The following is an 18324-nucleotide window of genomic DNA, read 5'->3' as shown; positions in this document are numbered from 1 at the left end:
GCGGGCAGCGGCATCGGACGCGCGCTCGCGCTGGCCTGTGCCCGCGAAGGCATGGCGGTGGTGCAGGCGCCGCCTGCCTGGCGCAGTGTTGCGACGTGTCCGACGCCACGGACGTGGAGCGGCTGGCCGAGGCCAGCTGGAACCGGTGGGGCGGTGTGGACTGGCTATTCAACAACGCCGGCGTGGCGGTGCTCGGGACAGCCTGGAATGCCACGGACGACGACTGGCGGTGCGTGCTGGCATGGCCGCTTCTGCCATCAGTGCCGAGGATGTAGCGCGCGCCGCGGTCGAGGCGATTCATGCGCGCCGCTTCTACGTCATTCCCCATGCCCACACGGGTGCGTCCGTGAGGGACCGCAGCCAAAAGATCATGGGCGATTTCCACCACATTCACCAGGAGAGTCTTCAGTGACCGCAGTCCACCCACCAGCCGACCTTTCAGCCTCGCAGGACCTTGTCCGAGCGCTCACGGAACGCGTTGAACGCATGGAGAGCATTGAAGCCATCCGCGCGCTGCGCGCCCGATACCACGAAATGGTGAATGAGGATGAGGGGAACCGCCTCTACGAATTGTTTGCCCCCGATGCCTACGTCGCCTACGGCGGGCGTCCTGAGGTGCGGGGCCGGGACAACATCCGTGCGTTCTTCGCCGCGTTTCCGGTCCAATCGGCCCGGCAGTTCATCCATAGCCATGTCGTGCAGGTGCAGGGCGACCGGGGCACGGGGTCCAGCTACCTGGACGGTCGGCCCGTGCGGGACGGCAAGAGCTACTACGTGGTGGGCCGCTTTGACGACGAGTACATCCATCTGGATGGGCAGTGGTTCTTTCAACGCGTCACCTTGAGCGTGCACTACATGATCGAGGCTGCCGAGCGCTGGGACCACCTCATTCCCCTGCAGGTGGAGCGTTGATGCACAGCAGAGCCGCCATGGCCTTGTTGCCTTCCTTGTTCGATCTGACCGGCCAACGTGCGCTCGTGACCGGTGCCGCCAGTGGCCTCGGGCTGGCCATCGCAGAAGCCCTGCTGGACGCGGGCGCGGAAGTCGTGCTGTCCGACAGCGACGCCCAGGCATTGGACGCCGAGGTGCACCGCCTGCGCAAGACGCACGCGAAGGTGCAGCAGCGGGTGATCGACGTGAGCGATGGCGCCGATGTGGACCGCAACATCGACGCGATGGCGGCAGAGGGGCCCATCGATTGCGTGTTCGCCAACGCGGGCATGAGCGCCGGGCGCGGATTCCTGGTGGAGCCTGGGCGCCTGGAGAACGTGGACCCGGCTTCTTGGGAGCGGGTGCTCCAGGTGAACCTGAGCGGCGTGCTGGCCACGTTGCGCGCGGCCACCCGCCACATGAAGCCCCGGGGCCAGGGGCGAATCATCGTGACCTCGTCCATCGCGGGGCTGCGGGCGGAGGCGCACTCCGGATATGCCTACGTGGCCTCCAAGGCTGCGGTGAACAACGTCGTGCGCCAGGCGGCCATCGAGCTGGCGCCCTTCAACATCCTGGTGAACGCCATCGCCCCCGGCCCATTTGCCACCGGCATCAACGGAGGACGCCTGCGCCTGCCGGAAAGCGCCGAACGCATGCGCACCTACATCCCGCTTGGCCGTATCGCCCAGCCGCACGAGATCCAGGGGCTCGCGTTGCTGCTGGCGTCACCCGCCTCGAGCTACATGACCGGTGCCATCATCCCTATCGACGGCGGCGCCAGCGCGCGCTAGCGCGGCATCATCATTTCAACCACCGACGACAGGAAGGCACACCATGATCATCGTTACCGGCCATGTGATCGCACGCAAGGACACGGAGGACACCGTTGAGCGGCTGGCCCTGGAGCATGTCCTGCGCTCCCGGATGGAGGCGGGATGCGTGTCCCACGAGGTGAGCCGCGACGTGCAGCAGCCGCTGCGCTTTGTGTTCATTGAGCGCTGGAGCGACCTGGCCGCGTTGCAGGCCCATTTCCGAGTAGAAGCCTCGCGCGATTTCGCACACTCGATGGCAAGCTTGTGTGAGGAGGCTCCGCAGATTGATGTATACGAAGCGGAAGTGATTTCCATACGCTGACGGCGTTGGTCCAAGACGAGGCAATCCAGCAAGCGGAGCAAGGTATTTGGATCAAATTTTCCGAGACGCGTTTGAGGCCCCGCGACGATTCAACACAGCCCACGGCGTTGTGGTCAGTACCTATTCGAGAAGTTCGCGCTGATGCGCTGGCGCAGGTACTCCGCGCCCGTGATGGGCGGGTACTTCTTCGCCGGGCCTTCAATGAGCGCGTCCTCATTGGCTTGGCAGAAGAAAGCCAGGCTGTAGCGCGCGCCCTGGTACTCGTGCGGCAGAGGGTTGCGCACCCGGTGGAAGTTGCTGGGCAGTTGGTCGTCGCTCCAGCGCGTGAGCATGTCGCCGATATTGCAGGTGATCACGCCCTCGGCTGGCTCCACGCTGGTCCACTGGCGGCCCTCGGCCTCCTTGCCGGGCAGCACCTGCAGGCCGCCCTGGCCGGGGCGCTGGAACAGCAGGGTGAGGCAGTCAAAATCGGTGTGGGCGCCGGCGCGCCACAGGCCCAGTTCGTCCTTGAGCGCCGGATCCACCGCAAAGTAGTGCAGCATGCGCAGCGTGCTCTGGTAGGTGGGCAGGTCGGGGTCGTGGGCGCGGGTGAAGAAGTCCGCATCAAAGCCCAGCTTGTAGGCAAAGCACGAGAGCAGGCGCATGCCCACTTCCCAGCACTGGCGCTCGAATGCCAGCGTGGCGGCCTGGAAGCCGGGCAGCTCGGCCTCGGTGGGCCAGAGGCCCGCCATGCGTGGGCGCGTGACCTGGTAGGACTCCTTCTGGTCCGGCGTGCGCGTGGAGGGGCGGATCTGCGCCTTGTGCTCCCAGCCGGCATTGCGTGCCAGGGGCCACTGGGCCTTGGTGGCCTGGGGCTGGTCGAAGAAGGCTTCGGCGCGCGCGAAGGCGGCGCGGATGTCCTCGACGGGGATGCCGTGGTTCGTTACCTGGAAGAAGCCGATGTCGACCGACGCGCTCCACAGCTGCTCGGCGATTTCCTCTTTGCGGTTGTCGAAGTCGGAGATGTCGATGCAGCGCACTTCGCGCGTGGAGGTCTCGCCGTCCATCGCGCCGCCCATGCGCGATTCTTTTTCGAGCTCGCCCAGCACGTCGGGGGCGACGGTCGGTTCGTAGACGGGGGATGTGGTGGGGTTTGCGGCAGTGCTGTGCATGGCGTGATTTCCTCGTTGAGTCGTCAATGGCAACAAGGCACACGGCAGGCCGCAGCAAGGAGTGAAGTTGCGGCACGGCGCCATGTGGCTCTTGAAGGGGACAATGGCAACGGCCCGCAGGCTGCGCGGGCCTTCAACAGGCACCACGCACCGCACGCAAGCCGCCACCGGCTTCAAGAGCAATGACCCGCCAGCCGGTCCACGCAATGCGGATGGGCTGGACTGAACGCTTCTACTCTTACCCCGGATGCTAGCAAACGGCAGGCCAGCAATGCCGTCGCGCACTCCATAGGAAAGCCGCACCGCGCCATGCGGCCCAAGGCCCGGGCACTCACCAAACCAGGGCAGCGGCGCACCAAGCCTGCGCACCGCAAATGCGTGCCCAGCGCTTGCCAGCTCCATCGCACAGGGGGGCCCCGCAGCGGCTTGCGCCAAGGCAAGATCTGGGCAAAACGTGCCTGGCGCTCAGCACGGCGCAGCGCTTTCGCGACACCGGGCACGCTTTCTGCATCAGCTCCTGCCGAGTAGAAGCGTTCAGCGCTGCCATCCCTTGCGGGTGGTAGCGCCCGGAAATTGCTCAGTTCGACCCGGTCCCGCGGCGGCACACGCCTGTGGGTGCAGGGCATTCCACCGAACCTGGGCCACCACCATGTTGATGCAACGCCGCCGCTTTCTCTTGACCACCCTCGCCCCTTCCATCGCCGCCACGCTGGGCGCCCCTGTCGTGGTGCGTGCGCAGGGCGCATCACTCACCCCGCTCAAGTTCACGCTGGACTTTCGCGTGACCAGCCAGACCTCGCCCTTCTTCCTGGCGCAGGCCAAGAGCTATTTCAAGGAAGAAGGCCTGGACGTGACCATCGACGTGGGCTCGGGCTCAGTCGCCTCGATCACGCGCGTGGCCAGCGGTGCCTACGACATCGGCCTGGGCGACATCAGTTCGCTGGCCGAGTTCCACGCGCAGAACGCCGACACGCCCGTGCAGGCCATCTACCAGTACTACAACCGCGCGCCCTTCGTCATCATCGGCCGCAAGGACCGCGGCATCACCACCGATTTCCAGTCGCTCAAGGGCAAGAAGGTGGCGGCGGCCGCCGTGGAAGCCACGCGCCGCAGTTGGCCCATGGTGGCCCGCGCGCTCAAGACCAGGCCCGAGCTGTTCGACTGGGTGACCACCGACTTCAGCGCGCGCGACAACGTGGTGGTGCGCGGCGATGTGGATGCCGCCACCTATTTCCACGACTCGGCCGTGTCGCTGTTCGCGCGCGTGCCGGCCAAGGACCTGTCGGTGCTCGAATACAACAAGGCGGGCCTGAACCTGTATGGCAACGCCGTGCTGGCCGGCAAGCTGCTGCAGGAGAAGCCCGAGGTGGCCAAGGCATTCCTGCGCGCGAGCAACCGCGCCCTGCGCGAGACGCTGGCCAACCCCGAGGCCGCGTTTGCCGCCATCAAGGCGCGCGAGGCCATTCTGAACATGGAGGTGGAGCGCGAGCGCTGGGCCATCACGCGCCAGTACCTGCAGACGGCCGAATCGCAGGCCGTGGGCCTGGGTGGCGTGCAGGGCGCCGTGCTGGCGCACCAGATCGAGGAGGTGGCGGCCGTGTTCAACCTGGCGCGCAAGCCCGCGCCCGAGCGCGTGTTCAACCCGGCCTTTTTGCCGGCCCTGGCCGACCGCAAGGTGGTGGCATGAACGGCAGCGCAGCACCCGCCGCACTGCTGCCGCAGGAGGCCACCATCGACGAGCGCGACGGCAGGTACCTGCGCCAGGCCATCGTCCTGGCCGACAAGGCCCGTGCACGCGGCAACCGGCCCTTTGGCGCGGTGGCGATCGGCGCCGATGGCAGGCTGCTGGCCGAGGCCTACTGCAATACCACTGAAACCGGCGACTGCACCGGCCATGCCGAGACCAATGCCGTGCGCCAGCTCAGCCCGCGCGTGGGCCGCGATGCACTGGCACAGGCCACCCTGTACTCATCGGCAGAGCCCTGCGTGATGTGCGCGGGCGCCATCTTCTGGTCGGGCATCGGCCGCGTGGTGTTCGGCATCGACGCGGTGCGGCTGCGCGGGTTCCGCGGCGAACGCGCCGAGCAGCGCGATGCCGAACTCTCGTGCCGCGACGTGTTCGCCGCATCGCCGCACACCATCGAATGCATCGGGCCGGCCCTCATCGCGGAAGCGAGTGCCTCGCACGTGGGCTTCTGGAAGCTCTGAGCAACCAGCGACAATCGCCCACCATGCCGCCCAAAGCCCCGTCCATGACCGAACCCGAAGCCGATGGCAGCAGCAATGTCTCCGGCGCACTGCTCAGCCGCTCCAAGCAGGGGCGCGAGCGCATCCTGGGTGCGATCCGCGAGGCGGCGATTGCCGAGTTCAGCCGCCATGGCTTCAAGGGCGCGTCCACCAAGGCCATCGCCGAGCGCGCAGGCCTGACCAAGCCGCAGCTGCACTACTACATCGCCAGCAAGGAAGAACTGTACGAGGAGCTGCTGTACTCGGTGCTCAACGGCTGGTCGGGTGCCTTCCAGTTCGACAGCCAGAGCGACGACCCGAAGAAGGTGCTGAGCACCTATGTGCGCAAGAAGCTCGACTACGCGCTCGACAACCCGGGCCTGTCACGCATCTTCACCACCGAGGTGCTGGGCGGCGGGCGCAACCTGGGCCGGTACTGGCCCGTGGCCGTGAAGTCCACCCAGCAGAAGGTGGACCTGATCGACCGCTGGATCGCCGAGGGCCGCATGCGCCCGCTGGACGCGCGCCTGCTGCTGATGCAGATCTGGGGCATGACGCAGCACTACGCCGACTACGGCGTGCAGGTGCACATCATGCTGGGCCTGGCGCCCGAAGAGACCATCGACCGCGAACCCATCGTGCGCGAGCTCACCAATTTCGTGCTGCTGGGCTGCGGCCTGGCACCCGATTTCGCACCAGAGTGAACAGGCCTGCACGCTTGCGGGCGTGGCAGAGCCCCTGTACGGCGCCTTGACCCAGGGCAAGGCAGGCCACGGCCCGAAAGCCTGCTGGCACAGCATTTGCAATAGTTTGACCAATCGATCAAATCAAGTGGTCAAACATGCAAACCCCAGCCACGGCAGCGCCGCTGCCCGCCACGGAACAGACTTTTGAACTGGTGCTTGCGCGCAGCCAGATGCGGCTGCCCGTGCAGCCTGGCGAAAGCATGGCCGATGTGCTGCAGCTCGCCGGCATCGCCATCGACACGCTGTGCGAACAGGGCGTATGCGGCACCTGCGCCACGCGCTGGCTGGCCGGCGCGCCCGACCACCGCGACAGCTGCCTGAGCCCTGAGGAACAGGCCACCCATGTGGCCGTGTGCTGCGCGCGCAGCCACGGGCCCACGCTCACGCTCGACCTTTGAAGAAGGAGCCCCCGCCATGCGCATCCTCGTGATCTATTGCCACCCGGTGGAGACCAGCTACAACGCGGCCCTGCATGCCGAGGTGGTGCAGCAGCTGCGCGGCGCCGGCCACGCGGTGGACGACTGCGACCTGTATGCCGAGGACTTCAACCCCGTGCTCAGCCGCGAGGAGCGCCTGGGCTACCACGAGGTGCCCAGCAACCGCCTGCCCGTGCAGGGCTATGTGGACCGGCTGCTGTGGGCCGAGGCGGTGGTGTTCTGTTTTCCCACCTGGTGCTTCGGCATGCCGGCCATGCTCAAGGGCTTTTTCGACCGGGTGCTGATGCCCGGCGTGGCCTTCGACATCAGCGACCCGCACAACGTCAAGCCTTCGCTCACGCACATCCAGCGCATCTCGGCCGTGGTGACCTATGGCCGCCCGCGCTGGACGGCGCTGCTCATGGGCGATCCGCCACGCAAGTCCGTCACGCGCTACATGCGCCTGCTGACCGGCGGCAAGGCGCGCGTGGACTACCACGCCTACTACCACATGAACGTGGCTACGCCGCCGCGGCTGGCCGCCTTCAAGGCGCGCGTGGGCCAGGCCATGGCGCGCTTTGCCTGAGGGGATCTTGTCCATGCACGCATCCAACGCCCCCGACCACCTGCTGCGCGCGCGGCTGCCGCGCTGGCTGCTGCCGCGCCAATGGCCCGCCCAGGGCAGCCAGCCCACACTGGCCGATGTGCACCTGGTGCAGGGCCGCGTCGAGTCCATCACGCCGCACCACCCTGCCCAGCCCCCGGCCACGGGCGCCACCTGGGACCTGGCCGGCGCCCTGGTGCTGCCCGGCCTGGTGGATGCGCACACCCACCTGGACAAGGCCTTTACCCTGCCACGCATGGGCACGGTGAAGCCCGGCCTGCTGGGCGCCATCGAGGCCATGATGGTGGACCGCCAGGGCTGGACCGAGGCCGACATCCGCGCCCGTGCCAGCCGCGCCCTGCAATGGGCGTACGAGGCCGGCACCGTGCACCTGCGCACCCACTGCGATTGGTGGGAGCCCGATGCACAACCGCTCGCCTGGAACGTGCTGCGCAGCCTTGCGCACGAATGGGCGGGCCGCCTGCTGCTGGAGCGCGTGGCCCTGATCCCCCTGCACCTGTACACCGAACGCACCACCGCCATGCGGCTGGCCGCCACCGTGGCCGACAGCGGCCCGGGCGCGCTGCTGGGGGGCTTCGTGCATTCCACCAACTGGGACCGACAGGCCCTGCGCCACCTGTTCGAGGCCGCGCAGCACCATGGCCTGAACGTGGACCTGCATGTGGACGAGGAACTGCACCCCGGCGCCCAGGGCCTGGCCAGCACGGCCGCGCTGCTGCAGGAGCTGCGCTTCGAGGGCCACGTGGTCTGCGGCCACACCTGCGCGCTGGCCGCACAGGACGAGGCCACCGCCTTGGCCACGCTGGACACCGTGGCGCGCTGCCCCATCACCCTGGTCACCCTGCCCATCACCAACCTGCTGCTGCAGGACGCCACCACGGGCCGCACACCACGCCAGCGCGGCATCACCCTCATCAAGGAGGCGCGTGCGCGCGGCATCCCGGTGCTGGTGGCCAGCGACAACATCCAGGACCCGTTCTGCCCCGTGGGCAGCCTGGACCCGCTGGAGGCCCTGGCCACCGGCGTGCTGGCGGCGCAGCTCGACGCGCCGTTCGACCGCTGGTCCGAAGCGCTGTGCCGCAGCGACTGGCTGCGCCGCGGGCCCGATGCCTTGCCGCTGCAGCCCGGCATGCCGGCCGACCTGATCGTCTTCCAGCAGGCCGATGGCTGGGGCTTTCCATCGCGCACGCAGCAGCGCGTGGTGCTGCGCCAGGGCCGCGTCACCAGCGGCCATGCCAGCGCGGCGTGGCATGTGGCCAACGCCACCCCAGCCCCCTCCCCCATTCCTGACCGGAGCCTTGCATGACGACCGCTTCCACCACCCCCTCGGGCATTGCCCAGCCCCTGGCCCGCTATGCCGCCTGGCGCCGCGCGGGCGACCTGATGTTCCTGTCCGGAATCATTGCCGTGGACCCTGCGGCCAGCCGCATCGTGCGCGGCTATGCCGACATCCCCGACGAGGCGGCCACGCTGATCGGCCGCACGGGCGAGTTCAGCAGCGACATCAAGGAGGGGCCCATCCTGGCGCAGAGCTGGTATGTGCTCGACCGCATCCGCCAGACCATCGAGGCCGCGGGCGGCCAGATGTCCGACGTGTTCAAGCTGGTGCAGTACTTCAAGCACCTGGACCACTTCCCCCAGTACAGCCGCGTGCGCAAGCTGTTCTTCCCGGGTGAGCCGCCGGCCTCCACCGTGGTGGAGGTCACCGGCATGCTGCCCACTGCCGACATCCTGATCGAGGTCGAAGCGACTGCCTACCTCCCCTTGCGCTGACCTCTCCATCCCCCTTCACGAAAGACCCGCCCATGCTGCACGGCTACACCCCGCCCCACCGCTACCTGCCCTACCTGAGCTGGACCGAGATCGCCGACCTGCCGGACAAGGAGAACACCGTGATCGTGCTGCCCACGGGCGCCACCGAGCAGCACGGCCCGCACCTGCCCTGCGCGGTGGACACGGTGATCAGCGCGGGCGTGGTGGGCCATGCGCTGGCGCGCCTGCCGGCCGAGGTGCCGGCCTTTGCCATGGCCCCCATCACCTACGGCAAGTCGGAGGAGCACCTGCACTTCCCCGGCACGGTCACCTTGAGCGGCGAGACCCTGCTGGCCACCATGAACGAGGTGGGCGAGTCGGTCTACCGCGCGGGCTTTCGCAAGCTGCTGTTCGTCAACGGCCACGGCGGCCAGCCGCAGGTGATGGAGATGTGCGCGCGCGAGCTGCGCCTGCGCCATGGCGACTTCATCGTGGTGCCCAGCTTCACCTGGCGCGTGCCGCACGTGGCGGGCAAGTATTTGTCGGAGCAGGAAAAGAAGCTGGCCATGCACGCCGGCCATGCCGAGACGGCGCTGATGCTGGCCCTGGCGCCCGATACCGTGCACATGGAACGCGCGGTGGTGAACTACCCGCCCGTGTTCGGCTCGCCCCTTCTGTCGCCCGACGGCCGCCCGGCCTGCGCCTGGAGCGCGCGCGACTTCGGGCCCAGCGGCATCATCGGCGACCCGCTGCCGGCCACGGCCGAGCAGGGCCACGCCATCCTCGATTCGCTGGCCGTGAGCTGGGCCGCCGCCATCACCGAGCTGCACCAGCTGCGCTGGGCCCCGCGCGCCGAAGCCACCTGGGGCCGCGCCAACCACACGGGCCATGTGGAGCACTCCACCGCCCTGGCTTGAAACCTGCGAACGCAGCCGCATCCCTCCCCCGTTTTCGTCCCTGTTCCCCCTCCACCACCTACCGGAGCACTGCCATGATGAAGAAGACCGCCTCCCGCCTTTCCAAACTTGGTGCAGCCGCGCTGCTCGCTGTGGGTGCCGCCGGCACCATGCAGGCCCACGCGCAGGAAAAGTTCACCTACATGACCAACTGGTATGCGCAGGCCGAGCATGGCGGCTTCTACCAGGCGGTGGCCACGGGCCTGTACAAGAAGTACGGGCTGGACGTGACCATCAAGATGGGGGGCCCGCAGGTCAACATCGTGCAGATGATGGCGGCCGGCCAGGCCGAGTGCGTGATGGGATCGAGCGACCTGCAGATGATCCAGATGCGCGAGGGCGGCGTGCCCGTGACCACGGTGGCGGCCGTCTTCCAGAAAGACCCGCAGGTACTCATCGCGCACGACGACGTGAAGAAGTTCGAGGACCTCAAGGGCAAGACCATCCTCATCGCCTCGTCGGCCCAGCGCGGCTACTGGCCCTGGCTGAAGGCCAAGTACGGCTTCAACGATGCGCAGACGCGGCCCTACACCTTCAACATCCAGCCCTTCGTGGCCGACAAGAACACTGCCCAGCAGGGCTACCTGACGTCGGAGCCCTTCGCCATTGCCAAGGCCGGCGTGAAGGCCAACACCCTGATGTTCAGCGACCAGGGCTACCCCGCCTATGCCACCACGGTGAGTTGCATGGACAAGACCGTGAAGGAGCGCGGCACCGCCGTCGCCTCCTTCGTGAAGGCCACCATGGAAGGCTGGAAGAGCTACCTGGCCGACCCGGCCCCGGCCAATGCCCTGATCAAGAAGGACAACCCGAACATGACCGATGAGCAGCTGGCCTACAGCGTGGCCAAGCTCAAGGAGATGGGCATGGTGACGGGTGGCGACGCGGCCAGCATGGGCATCGGCGTGATGACCGATGCGCGCGCCAAGGCGAGCTACGACTTCCTGGTGGAGGCCAAGCTGATCGACCCGGCCAAGGTGAAGCTGGCCGACACCTACAGCACGGCCTTTGTCAAAGACCTCAAGGTCATGCCCTGAGCTTCGGACAACCTCCCCTGCCCTGAAACAGCCCCCGCCGCCTGCGGCGGGGCGCATCCATCGAAAGGCGCGCACGATGACAACCAACGCTCCCGCTGAATCCCCCACCCTGGCACCTGCACCGCGCAGCATCCCCGCCGTGCAGGTGCTGTCGGCCGAGAAGACCTACCCCAACGGCACGCAGGCCCTGCTGCCGGTGGACCTGAGCATCGACGAGGGTGAGTTCGTCACCCTGCTCGGCCCCTCGGGCTGCGGCAAGAGCACCTTGCTGAAGATGGTGGCCGGCCTGCTGGAGCCCACCGATGGCCGGCTGCAGCTGTGGCACAAGCCGGTGGCACAGCTGGAGGAAAGCGGCAAGAAGATGGCCTTTGTCTTCCAGTCGCCCACGCTCATGCCCTGGGCCAGCGTGCAGACCAATGTGCGCCTGCCGCTGGACCTGGCCGGCGTCCCGCGCCCCGAGGCCGATGGCCGCGTGGCCGAGGCCCTGGCCCTGGTGGGTTTGTCGAAGTTCGCCAACGCGTTGCCGCGCGCCCTGTCGGGCGGGATGCAGATGCGCGTGTCCATCGCGCGCGGCCTGGTGACCCAGCCCGACCTGCTGCTGATGGACGAGCCCTTTGGCGCGCTGGACGAGATCACGCGCCACAAGCTCGACGCCGACCTGCTGGACCTGTGGCGCAAGAAGAAGCTCACGGTGATCTTCGTGACCCACTCGATCCACGAGGCGGTGTTCCTGTCGAGCCGCGTGGTGATGATGGCCGCGCGCCCGGGCCGCGTGGTGGAGGAGTTCCGCATAGCCGCGCCCTACCCGCGCACGGCGGACTTCATGGTCTCGCCCGAATTCAGCCGCTATGCCAAGCAGCTGCAGGACAGCCTGCTGCGCGCCAGCGCAGACACCGAGGAGACCGCAGCATGAGCACCCCTTACCCTACTGCACCTGCAGCGCCCGCACCGGCAGAGCGCAGCGCGCAACCCGCCCGAGCCAAGGCGCCCAAGCCCGTCGCAGCGCGCGTTCCCCTCATGGCCCAACCGCGCGTGCAGCGCGTGGTCTACCCGCTGCTCGTGGGTCTGGTGCTCATCGCGCTGTGGCAGGGCCTGGTCACGGCCATGGAGCTGCCGCCCTACCTGGTGCCCTCGCCCCTGCTCATGCTCAAGACGCTGTTCACCGACTGGGCGGCCCTGGGTGGCTCGCTCTGGGTCACCGTCAAGATCACCGTGCTGGCCTTTGCCGTGGCCACGGTGGCCGGGGTGCTGATCTCGTTCTTGTTCGTGCAGAGCAAGCGCATCGAGACGGCGCTGTTCCCGTACGCCGTACTGCTGCAGGTCACGCCCATCGTGGCGGTGGCGCCGCTGATCATCATCTGGGTGAAGGATCCGACGGCGTCGATGGTGATCTGCGCCGCGCTGGTGGCGCTGTTCCCCATCATCAGCAACACCACGCTGGGCCTGCGCAGCGTGGAGCCGGACCTGCAAAGCTACTTCCAGCTCAACCGCGCCACGCGCATGCAGACCCTGCTGCGCCTGCGCATACCGAGCGCGCTGCCCTACTTCTTCGGCGGGCTGCGCATCTCCAGTGGGCTGGCGCTGATCGGCGCCGTGGTGGCCGAGTTCGTGGCCGGCACGGGGGGCCAGGGCGCGGGCCTGGCGTACCAGATTTTGCAGGCGGGATTTCAGCTCAACATCCCGCGCATGTTCGCCGCGCTGCTGCTGATATCGCTGACCGGCGTGGCGCTGTTCGCGCTGATGGCCTGGGGCACCCGCTTGGCCCTGGGCAGCTGGCACGCCAGCGAAAACTCGCACGACTGACCCTACCCCCCAACCGAACCGCATCCACTTTTTGACACCGCGCACGCGTGGTGGGGGCCGCGCATTGCCCGCCACCACCCGCCGCACAGACAGGAGAGACACATATGACCACCATAACCGCCCCCCAACTGCCCGAACAACTGCCCGGCCTGGACTGGATTGCCGACCCGCTGCGCGTGGGCCGCCTGTCGCAGGACTTCGCCTGGTTCAGCCCCGTGCTCAAGCGCGACCTGGCCGGCAAGCGCGGCGACGTGGCCGTGCGCCCGCGCACCGAGGACGAGATCCGCCAGGTGGTGGCGGCCTGCGCGCGCGCGCAGATCCCCCTGACCGTGCGCGGCAGCGGCACCGGCAACTACGGGCAGAGCACCCCGCTGCATGGCGGGGTGATCCTCGACCTGTCGGGCTACAACGGCTTTGGCTGGGTGCGCGGCGCCGTGGGCCGGGCGCAGGCGGGCATCCGCCTGTCGGACTTCGACGCGCAGGCCAAGCCCCTGGGGCAGGAGCTGCGCTGGCTGCCCTCCACCTACCGCAGCGCCACCTTGGGCGGGCTGTTCGGCGGCGGCTTTGGCGGGGCCGGGTCGATCAACCACGGGCCGCTGGCCGCGCCGGGCAACGTGCTGGCGGTGCGCGCCATGACGGTGGAGCCCGAGCCCCAGGTCATCGAGCTGCGCGGCCCCGAAGCCATGCTGCTGCACCACACCTACGGCACCAACGGCATCGTGCTGGAGCTGGAGGTGGCGCTGACCCCCGCCGTGGCGTGGACGGAGTGCATCGTCACCTTCACTGACTTCGACGCCGCGCTGGAATTCGCCGACCGCTTTGGCGCCGCGCCGGGGCTGGAGAAAAAGGAGGTGTGCTTTCTGGCCGCGCCCATCCCGGCCTACTTCACCAGCCTGGCCAAGCACCTGCCCACAGGCTGCCACGCGGTGATGCTGCTGGTGGCCCCGCATTCCGAAGACGGCATGCGCGACATGGCCACCCGGTCCGGCGGCACCGTCAACTACCGCAAGACCGCCGACGAAGTGGAAAAGAGCCACAAGACCCTGCTCGAATACACCTGGAACCACACCACCCTGCATGCGCTGAAGGTGGACAAGACGCTCACCTACATCCAGAGCGGCTTCAACCCCGCCACCCGGCTGGAGCAGGTGAAGGCGCTGGAAAAGGCCCTCGGCGGCGAGGTGATGATGCACCTGGAGTTCTTGCGCACCAAGGAAGGCGCGTTCAACTGCAGCGGGCTGCAGCTCATCCGCTACAGCACCGAAGAGCGCCTGAACCAGATCATGCAGATCTACCGCGACCACGGCGTGCAGATCAACAACCCGCATGTGTACATCGTGGAGGACGGCAAGCAGAACAACCTGGATCCTGCCGTGGTGGGCACGAAGCGCCGCTTCGATCCGCAGGGCTTGCTCAACCCCGGCAAGCTGCGCAGTTGGACCTCCCTGTAGTGACGGGGGTTTTCTGCCATCGCCAATCCATCTGGTGGCGCCTTCCGATGGCCAGGGCGAAGCAAACGTAGGAACCGGCGCATGGGCGTGATGCCGGCCCCCGTGTCGGTGGGCGCGCACCTGCAAAAGACCCATGGGCTGGTGCAGGTGGGCACCAGCCCCGACGCGCAGGAGCAGTTCCACCTGATCTACAGCGCGCGCAAGGTGGTGCACCCGCTGCTCACGCGCCTGCTGGAGGCCGAGAAAAGCGGAATGCTATTGATCAATAGCTGTTTGCGCTTATTGGAAAAGCGCTGGAGGCCAGTTTCATTCAACCCCCCAGGCGCCGCCGCCCACGCCAGCCCAGGGCGCCCAGCAGCGCCGACAGCAGCAGCACGCCCCACTCCGACAGCGTGGGGATGGCCTGCGCACCCACTACGGGTGGCGCGGCAAACAGCAGCAGCGCGTGCGGGTCGGTGATCGCGCCCGGCGTGGTGGTGTCGCCGTCGCCCACGCCGTTGTCCGTCACGGTGAAGGTCAGCCGGTTACCCGCCACGCTACCGTGAGGGAACCACGTGGACGCCGGGGCGCCCACGCTGGCGGGGCCGAACTTGTGGGGCTGCAGGCCCGCCAGGCTGCCTGCGGGGTAGTCCATCTGCACCGTCAGCGTGGCGCCCGCGCAGCCCGTGGCGGCAAAGCGCAGCACGCCCAGCGGGGCCGTGGCGTTGGCGGGCAGGTTGTCGCCTGCGGTGGCAGCGCTCAACGTGAGGCTGCCCACCACGCAGCCCGCCGGGCCGCCGCTGATGCCCACCACCACCTGCTGCCCCATGCCGCCGCCGGGCAGCGGCAGGCTGACCGGGCTCACGGTGTGCGTGATGCCCGCCAGGGCGCCCGTGTTGTTGGCGTCGCCGCCGTAGCTGGCGGTGATGGCCTGCGTGCCCATGGGCAGGGTGTTCACGGCGCAGACGGCAGCGCCGCCGACGAGGGGCGCGGCCGCGCACAGCGGCACGCCGCCTGCGCTGAACGCCACCGTGCCCGTGGGGCTGTCCGCCCCGGACAGCGTGGCGGTGAAGGTGACGCTGGCGCCTCCGGGGCTGGGGTTGGCGCTGGCGGCCAGGGCCAGCGCGGGCGTGGCATGGGTGCTTGTCGGCAGCGCATCGGACACCATGCCGTTGACGAACACGCGCAGCGCGTAGCGGCCACGCGGCAACACGCCCGGCGCGGCCACGTCCACCGTGGTGGCCGACGATGCCGTGGGCGTGAGCCAGCGCGTGGCGCCGTTGTCCAGCCGCCGCAGCTGCACCAGCGGCAGCGGCGTGGGCGATGCGCCCGTGCCACCGCCGCTGGCCTCGCTGTCGCCGTGCAGGCGCAAGCCGCCCAGGGTGAAGGCGGTACCGTCCACCAGGCGGGCCGGGCCGCTGGCAAGCTGGGGCACGCGGGCCGCTGGCACGGTGCCTCCAGCGGGGTCATAGCGTTCGGCACTGGCCAAATTGCCACCGGAACCAATGCCGCCCGCGGCCAGCACGTGGCCCGAAGGCAACAGCACGCTGGCGTGCTGCGCACGGCCCGTGATCAGCGGTGGCGTGCTGGCCCAGGTGTTGGCAGCGGGGTCGTACAGCTGGCTGCCGCTCCGTGCCCCGCTGAGGTAGCCCCCAACCAACAGCACCTGGCCGCCGGGCAGCAGCATGGCCGTTGGATCGCTGCCGCCGGTACCTGCGGCCAGCGTGCCCGCGGGCGACCAGGTGCCGGTCGCCGGGTCATACAGCTCGGCGGTCAGCTCGGCGGTGGGGCTGTTGAAGGGGCCGGTGGCGCCGCCCGCCACCAGCACCTTGCCCGAGGGCAGCAGGGTCGCGGTGTGGTCGCTGCGCGGGATGGCCAGCGCGCCCGTGGCGGTCCAGGTGTCTGATTGGGGGTCGTAGATCTCCGCGAGGGCGGTGCGGCCACCGTTGGTGAACCCGCCCGCCACCAGCACGCGCCCATCGGGCAGCATCACGCTGCTGCCAAAGTAGTGCCGGACCGAGAGCATCGGCGCGCGCAATGCCCAGGTGTCGGTCGCGGGGTCGTAGAGCTCCACGGTGTTGCTGGATGGGCCTGTCCCGTTGGCCCCGCCGACCACCAGTACCTTGCCCGACGCCAGCAGCGCGGCGCCCCCGCCTCTGTGTGCGGCGTTCATGGGGCCGGTGGCCGTCCAGGTGTTGGTGTTCTCGTCGTAGCGCTCGGCGCTGGCACCTGTGCCGCTGGCCACCAGCAACTGGCCGGACGCCAGCAAGGTCAGGGTGGGCATTTCGCGGCTGGTGAGGTGGTTGGCGGCAGGGCTCCAGCTGTTGCCCACGGGGTCATACAGCCGTGCGGAGGTCGACAAACTGGTAATCGCCAACACCTTGCCTGACGGCAGCAGCGAGGCCCGCGTGACGCTGCCCCCCATGCCCATGCTGCCCGCCGCGCTCCACGCGCCGCTGGCGGGGGTGTAGACCTCCGTGCTGGCCAGAAGCGGGCCGGCGCCGGCGCCAGCCACGGCGAGCACCGTGCCATCGGGCAGCACCGTGGCCGTGTGGTAGAGGCGCGGGCTGGCCAGCGCGGGGGCCGCAGTCCAGCTGTTGGTGCCGGGGTTGAACAACTCGGCGCTGCCGAGCAGCCCATGGATCAAGTTGGAGCCTGCCGCGACCAGCACCGTGCCGTCGGGCAGCAGGCTGGCCGTGTGGCTGAAGCGCCCCGTGGTCAGCGGGCTGACGGCGGTCCAGGTGCCGGCACCGGGGTCGTACAGCTCGGCCTGGGCCAGGGCCAGGGCCAGGCTGTCGGCTCCGCCCACCACAAGGACCTGGCCGCTGGGCAGCAAGGTGGCCGTGTGGTCATAGCGCGCGGTGGCCAGCGTATTGCCGACGGTGGTCCAGATGCCCAGGGCGGGGTCGTAGAGTTCGGCGCTATTCAAAGCGGCGCTGCCATTGGCCGTGCCCCCTGCGACGAGCACCTTGCCATCGGGCAGCAAGGTGGCCGTATGTTCAAAACGCGGCTGGGCCAGGGCGCCGGTGTCGGACCAGGCGCCCAAGCCGCCGTTCGCGGCGGGGTCGAAGAGCTCCGCCGGGCTGGTGGCTGGGCCGGGGGGCCATCCCCCCGCCACGAGTACCTTGCCATTGGCCAACAGCGTGGCGGTGGCTTCGCGGCGGGCATGGCCCAGGGCGCCAGCGGCGGCCCAGGTGCCAGTGGCGGGGTCATACAGCTCGGCACTGGCCAGGACAGCGCCATCCATGCCCCCCGCCACCAGCACCTTGCCGCTGGGCAGCAACGTGGCGGTGTGGCCTTGGCGCGCCGCAGCCATGGCGCCCGTGGCCGCCCAGGCGCCGGTGGCAGGGTCGTACAGTTCGGCGCTGGCGGTGCGCGCGTTGCCTGCCACTTGCCCACCGGCCACCAGCACCTTGCCATTGGGCAGCACGGTGGTGCTATGGTCGCTGCGCGCGGCAGCCAGGCTGGCACCGCTGGCCCAGCCCACAGCCTGCGCCTGCGCGGCGCCCGCCTGGAGCAGCAGCCAGCCCCCCAGCAGCCAGGCCAGACACAAGGCGGCACGATGGCGCGCGGACAGCAGGTTTCTTGGCATGTTTTGACCTCCGGCGCTTATCCATTCAGCGCAAGCAGCTATTGTTTTGATAGTTCTTCAGCCATGCGCCTGCGCACAGGCGAGTGGTGCGCGCGATGCTGCCATCGCGCCGGGCCGTTGTCTGTCCTCAGAACTGATGACATCACACAGCTCACCACAATATGGGCGCGGCGCCCCGTCATGTGCATGATCACAGTCGTCACGAACCCGGGAGGGCAGTCAACGAGGTGCAAGCCACGGGAAGGCAACCAAGGAAAAGACAGAGGACAACCTTCGGTTCACGACGGCGCATGGTTCCTCTGGGTCGACACGCGCCGGTGCTCACACACCAAACCGGTCACTCGCACCGGTATCCCCGTCGGCAACGATCGAACGCCCGGTCTCGGCGGAGCAGTGGCCGTCGGTGCGGCTGCCCGTCGATTGACCGCTCAATACGAAGCCGTCGCTCAGGTTGTCGACGCGAATGACTTGGTACAGCCTCATGCCGTCGGCAATTGCTCTTGCCGAGAACGATTGGCGCACTGGT

Annotated in this window: 20 protein-coding genes and 1 pseudogene; 18 read left to right on the top strand and 3 right to left on the bottom strand. The window is 68.6% G+C overall.

Annotated elements, in window-relative coordinates; genetic code table 11:
* Nucleotides 1-95: 95 nt before the first annotated feature.
* The 5 genes from AC07OC_RS19230 to AC07OC_RS19210 are packed head-to-tail and all read left to right on the top strand — an operon-like array spanning nucleotide 96 to nucleotide 2064.
* Nucleotides 96-275 carry a hypothetical protein gene (locus tag AC07OC_RS19230; RefSeq protein ID WP_369641590.1) on the top strand — a complete coding sequence of 60 codons (180 nt, stop codon included), beginning with the start codon at nucleotides 96-98 and terminating at the stop codon, nucleotides 273-275.
* Nucleotides 242-412: a hypothetical protein gene (locus AC07OC_RS19225; RefSeq protein WP_255591320.1), complete on the top strand. Its 171-nt coding sequence runs from the start codon at nucleotides 242-244 to the stop codon at nucleotides 410-412. Before AC07OC_RS19230 ends, AC07OC_RS19225 begins: the two co-directional genes overlap by 34 nt.
* Nucleotides 409-912 (top strand): nuclear transport factor 2 family protein, encoded by a 504-nt coding sequence (locus tag AC07OC_RS19220; protein WP_494601978.1) that lies wholly within the window; start codon nucleotides 409-411, stop codon nucleotides 910-912. The genes AC07OC_RS19225 and AC07OC_RS19220 overlap by 4 nt, the downstream gene beginning before the upstream one ends.
* Before the next feature lie 17 nt (nucleotides 913-929).
* Entirely contained in the window at nucleotides 930-1721 is a 792-nt protein-coding gene (locus AC07OC_RS19215) for an SDR family NAD(P)-dependent oxidoreductase (RefSeq protein WP_492805503.1), read from the top strand.
* Nucleotides 1722-1764: 43 nt separating this feature from the next.
* A complete protein-coding gene (locus AC07OC_RS19210; protein ID WP_218340392.1) occupies nucleotides 1765-2064 on the top strand; it encodes a putative quinol monooxygenase in 300 nt (99 codons plus the stop codon).
* Between the two features lie 113 nt (nucleotides 2065-2177).
* On the opposite strand, the gene AC07OC_RS19205 is transcribed toward AC07OC_RS19210, so the two are convergent.
* A complete protein-coding gene (locus AC07OC_RS19205) occupies nucleotides 2178-3122 on the bottom strand; it encodes an isopenicillin N synthase family dioxygenase (RefSeq protein ID WP_255594599.1) in 945 nt (314 codons plus the stop codon).
* 748 nt (nucleotides 3123-3870) lie between these two features.
* Here AC07OC_RS19205 and AC07OC_RS19200 point away from each other — a divergent pair.
* The 13 genes and pseudogenes from AC07OC_RS19200 to AC07OC_RS19140 form a co-directional block, all read left to right on the top strand.
* Entirely contained in the window at nucleotides 3871-4902 is a 1032-nt protein-coding gene (locus AC07OC_RS19200; protein WP_494602098.1) for an ABC transporter substrate-binding protein, read from the top strand.
* Entirely contained in the window at nucleotides 4899-5423 is a 525-nt protein-coding gene (locus AC07OC_RS19195) for a nucleoside deaminase (RefSeq protein WP_494601975.1), read from the top strand. The genes AC07OC_RS19200 and AC07OC_RS19195 overlap by 4 nt, the downstream gene beginning before the upstream one ends.
* A 44-nt stretch (nucleotides 5424-5467) precedes the next feature.
* Nucleotides 5468-6145, top strand: coding sequence for a TetR family transcriptional regulator C-terminal domain-containing protein (locus AC07OC_RS19190; RefSeq protein WP_057229621.1), 678 nt, complete (start codon nucleotides 5468-5470; stop codon nucleotides 6143-6145).
* A gap of 137 nt (nucleotides 6146-6282) precedes the next feature.
* Nucleotides 6283-6585, top strand: coding sequence for a 2Fe-2S iron-sulfur cluster-binding protein (locus tag AC07OC_RS19185; protein WP_492254654.1), 303 nt, complete (start codon nucleotides 6283-6285; stop codon nucleotides 6583-6585).
* A gap of 16 nt (nucleotides 6586-6601) precedes the next feature.
* Complete coding sequence (locus AC07OC_RS19180; protein ID WP_492244388.1) at nucleotides 6602-7189, top strand: NAD(P)H-dependent oxidoreductase; 588 nt, start codon at nucleotides 6602-6604, stop codon at nucleotides 7187-7189.
* Nucleotides 7190-7202: 13 nt separating this feature from the next.
* Nucleotides 7203-8534, top strand: a complete 1332-nt coding sequence (locus AC07OC_RS19175; RefSeq protein WP_494601972.1) for an amidohydrolase family protein — start codon at nucleotides 7203-7205, stop codon at nucleotides 8532-8534.
* The gene (locus AC07OC_RS19170; RefSeq protein ID WP_494601970.1) at nucleotides 8531-9001 is read left to right on the top strand and encodes a RidA family protein; all 471 of its coding nucleotides are present in this window, start codon (nucleotides 8531-8533) and stop codon (nucleotides 8999-9001) included. The genes AC07OC_RS19175 and AC07OC_RS19170 overlap by 4 nt, the downstream gene beginning before the upstream one ends.
* A 32-nt stretch (nucleotides 9002-9033) precedes the next feature.
* Nucleotides 9034-9897 (top strand): creatininase family protein, encoded by an 864-nt coding sequence (locus AC07OC_RS19165; RefSeq protein WP_492254651.1) that lies wholly within the window; start codon nucleotides 9034-9036, stop codon nucleotides 9895-9897.
* Between the two features lie 77 nt (nucleotides 9898-9974).
* Nucleotides 9975-10973, top strand: a complete 999-nt coding sequence (locus tag AC07OC_RS19160; RefSeq protein ID WP_494602096.1) for an ABC transporter substrate-binding protein — start codon at nucleotides 9975-9977, stop codon at nucleotides 10971-10973.
* Between the two features lie 76 nt (nucleotides 10974-11049).
* Nucleotides 11050-11886 carry an ABC transporter ATP-binding protein gene (locus tag AC07OC_RS19155; RefSeq protein WP_494601967.1) on the top strand — a complete coding sequence of 279 codons (837 nt, stop codon included), beginning with the start codon at nucleotides 11050-11052 and terminating at the stop codon, nucleotides 11884-11886.
* The gene (locus tag AC07OC_RS19150; protein ID WP_218293351.1) at nucleotides 11883-12776 is read left to right on the top strand and encodes an ABC transporter permease; all 894 of its coding nucleotides are present in this window, start codon (nucleotides 11883-11885) and stop codon (nucleotides 12774-12776) included. Before AC07OC_RS19155 ends, AC07OC_RS19150 begins: the two co-directional genes overlap by 4 nt.
* A 104-nt stretch (nucleotides 12777-12880) precedes the next feature.
* On the top strand, nucleotides 12881-14227 hold the full coding sequence (locus tag AC07OC_RS19145; protein ID WP_494601965.1) for an FAD-binding oxidoreductase: 1347 nt from the start codon (nucleotides 12881-12883) through the stop codon (nucleotides 14225-14227).
* An 81-nt stretch (nucleotides 14228-14308) separates the two neighbouring features.
* Nucleotides 14309-14485, top strand: a pseudogene (locus AC07OC_RS19140) (LysR family transcriptional regulator); the annotation flags it as partial.
* A 52-nt stretch (nucleotides 14486-14537) separates the two neighbouring features.
* Here the strand turns inward: AC07OC_RS19140 and AC07OC_RS19135 are convergent.
* The gene (locus AC07OC_RS19135) at nucleotides 14538-17798 is read right to left on the bottom strand and encodes an IPTL-CTERM sorting domain-containing protein (protein WP_494601963.1); all 3261 of its coding nucleotides are present in this window, start codon (nucleotides 17796-17798) and stop codon (nucleotides 14538-14540) included.
* Between the two features lie 321 nt (nucleotides 17799-18119).
* The gene (locus tag AC07OC_RS19130; protein WP_218366904.1) at nucleotides 18120-18320 is read right to left on the bottom strand and encodes a hypothetical protein; all 201 of its coding nucleotides are present in this window, start codon (nucleotides 18318-18320) and stop codon (nucleotides 18120-18122) included.
* Nucleotides 18321-18324: the final 4 nt, after the last annotated feature.

The sequence above is a fragment of the Acidovorax sp. GW821-FHT10E04 genome (assembly GCF_059415185.1).
Note: the sequence above shows the minus strand (reverse complement) of the source record. Positions and strands in the feature narration are given on the sequence as shown.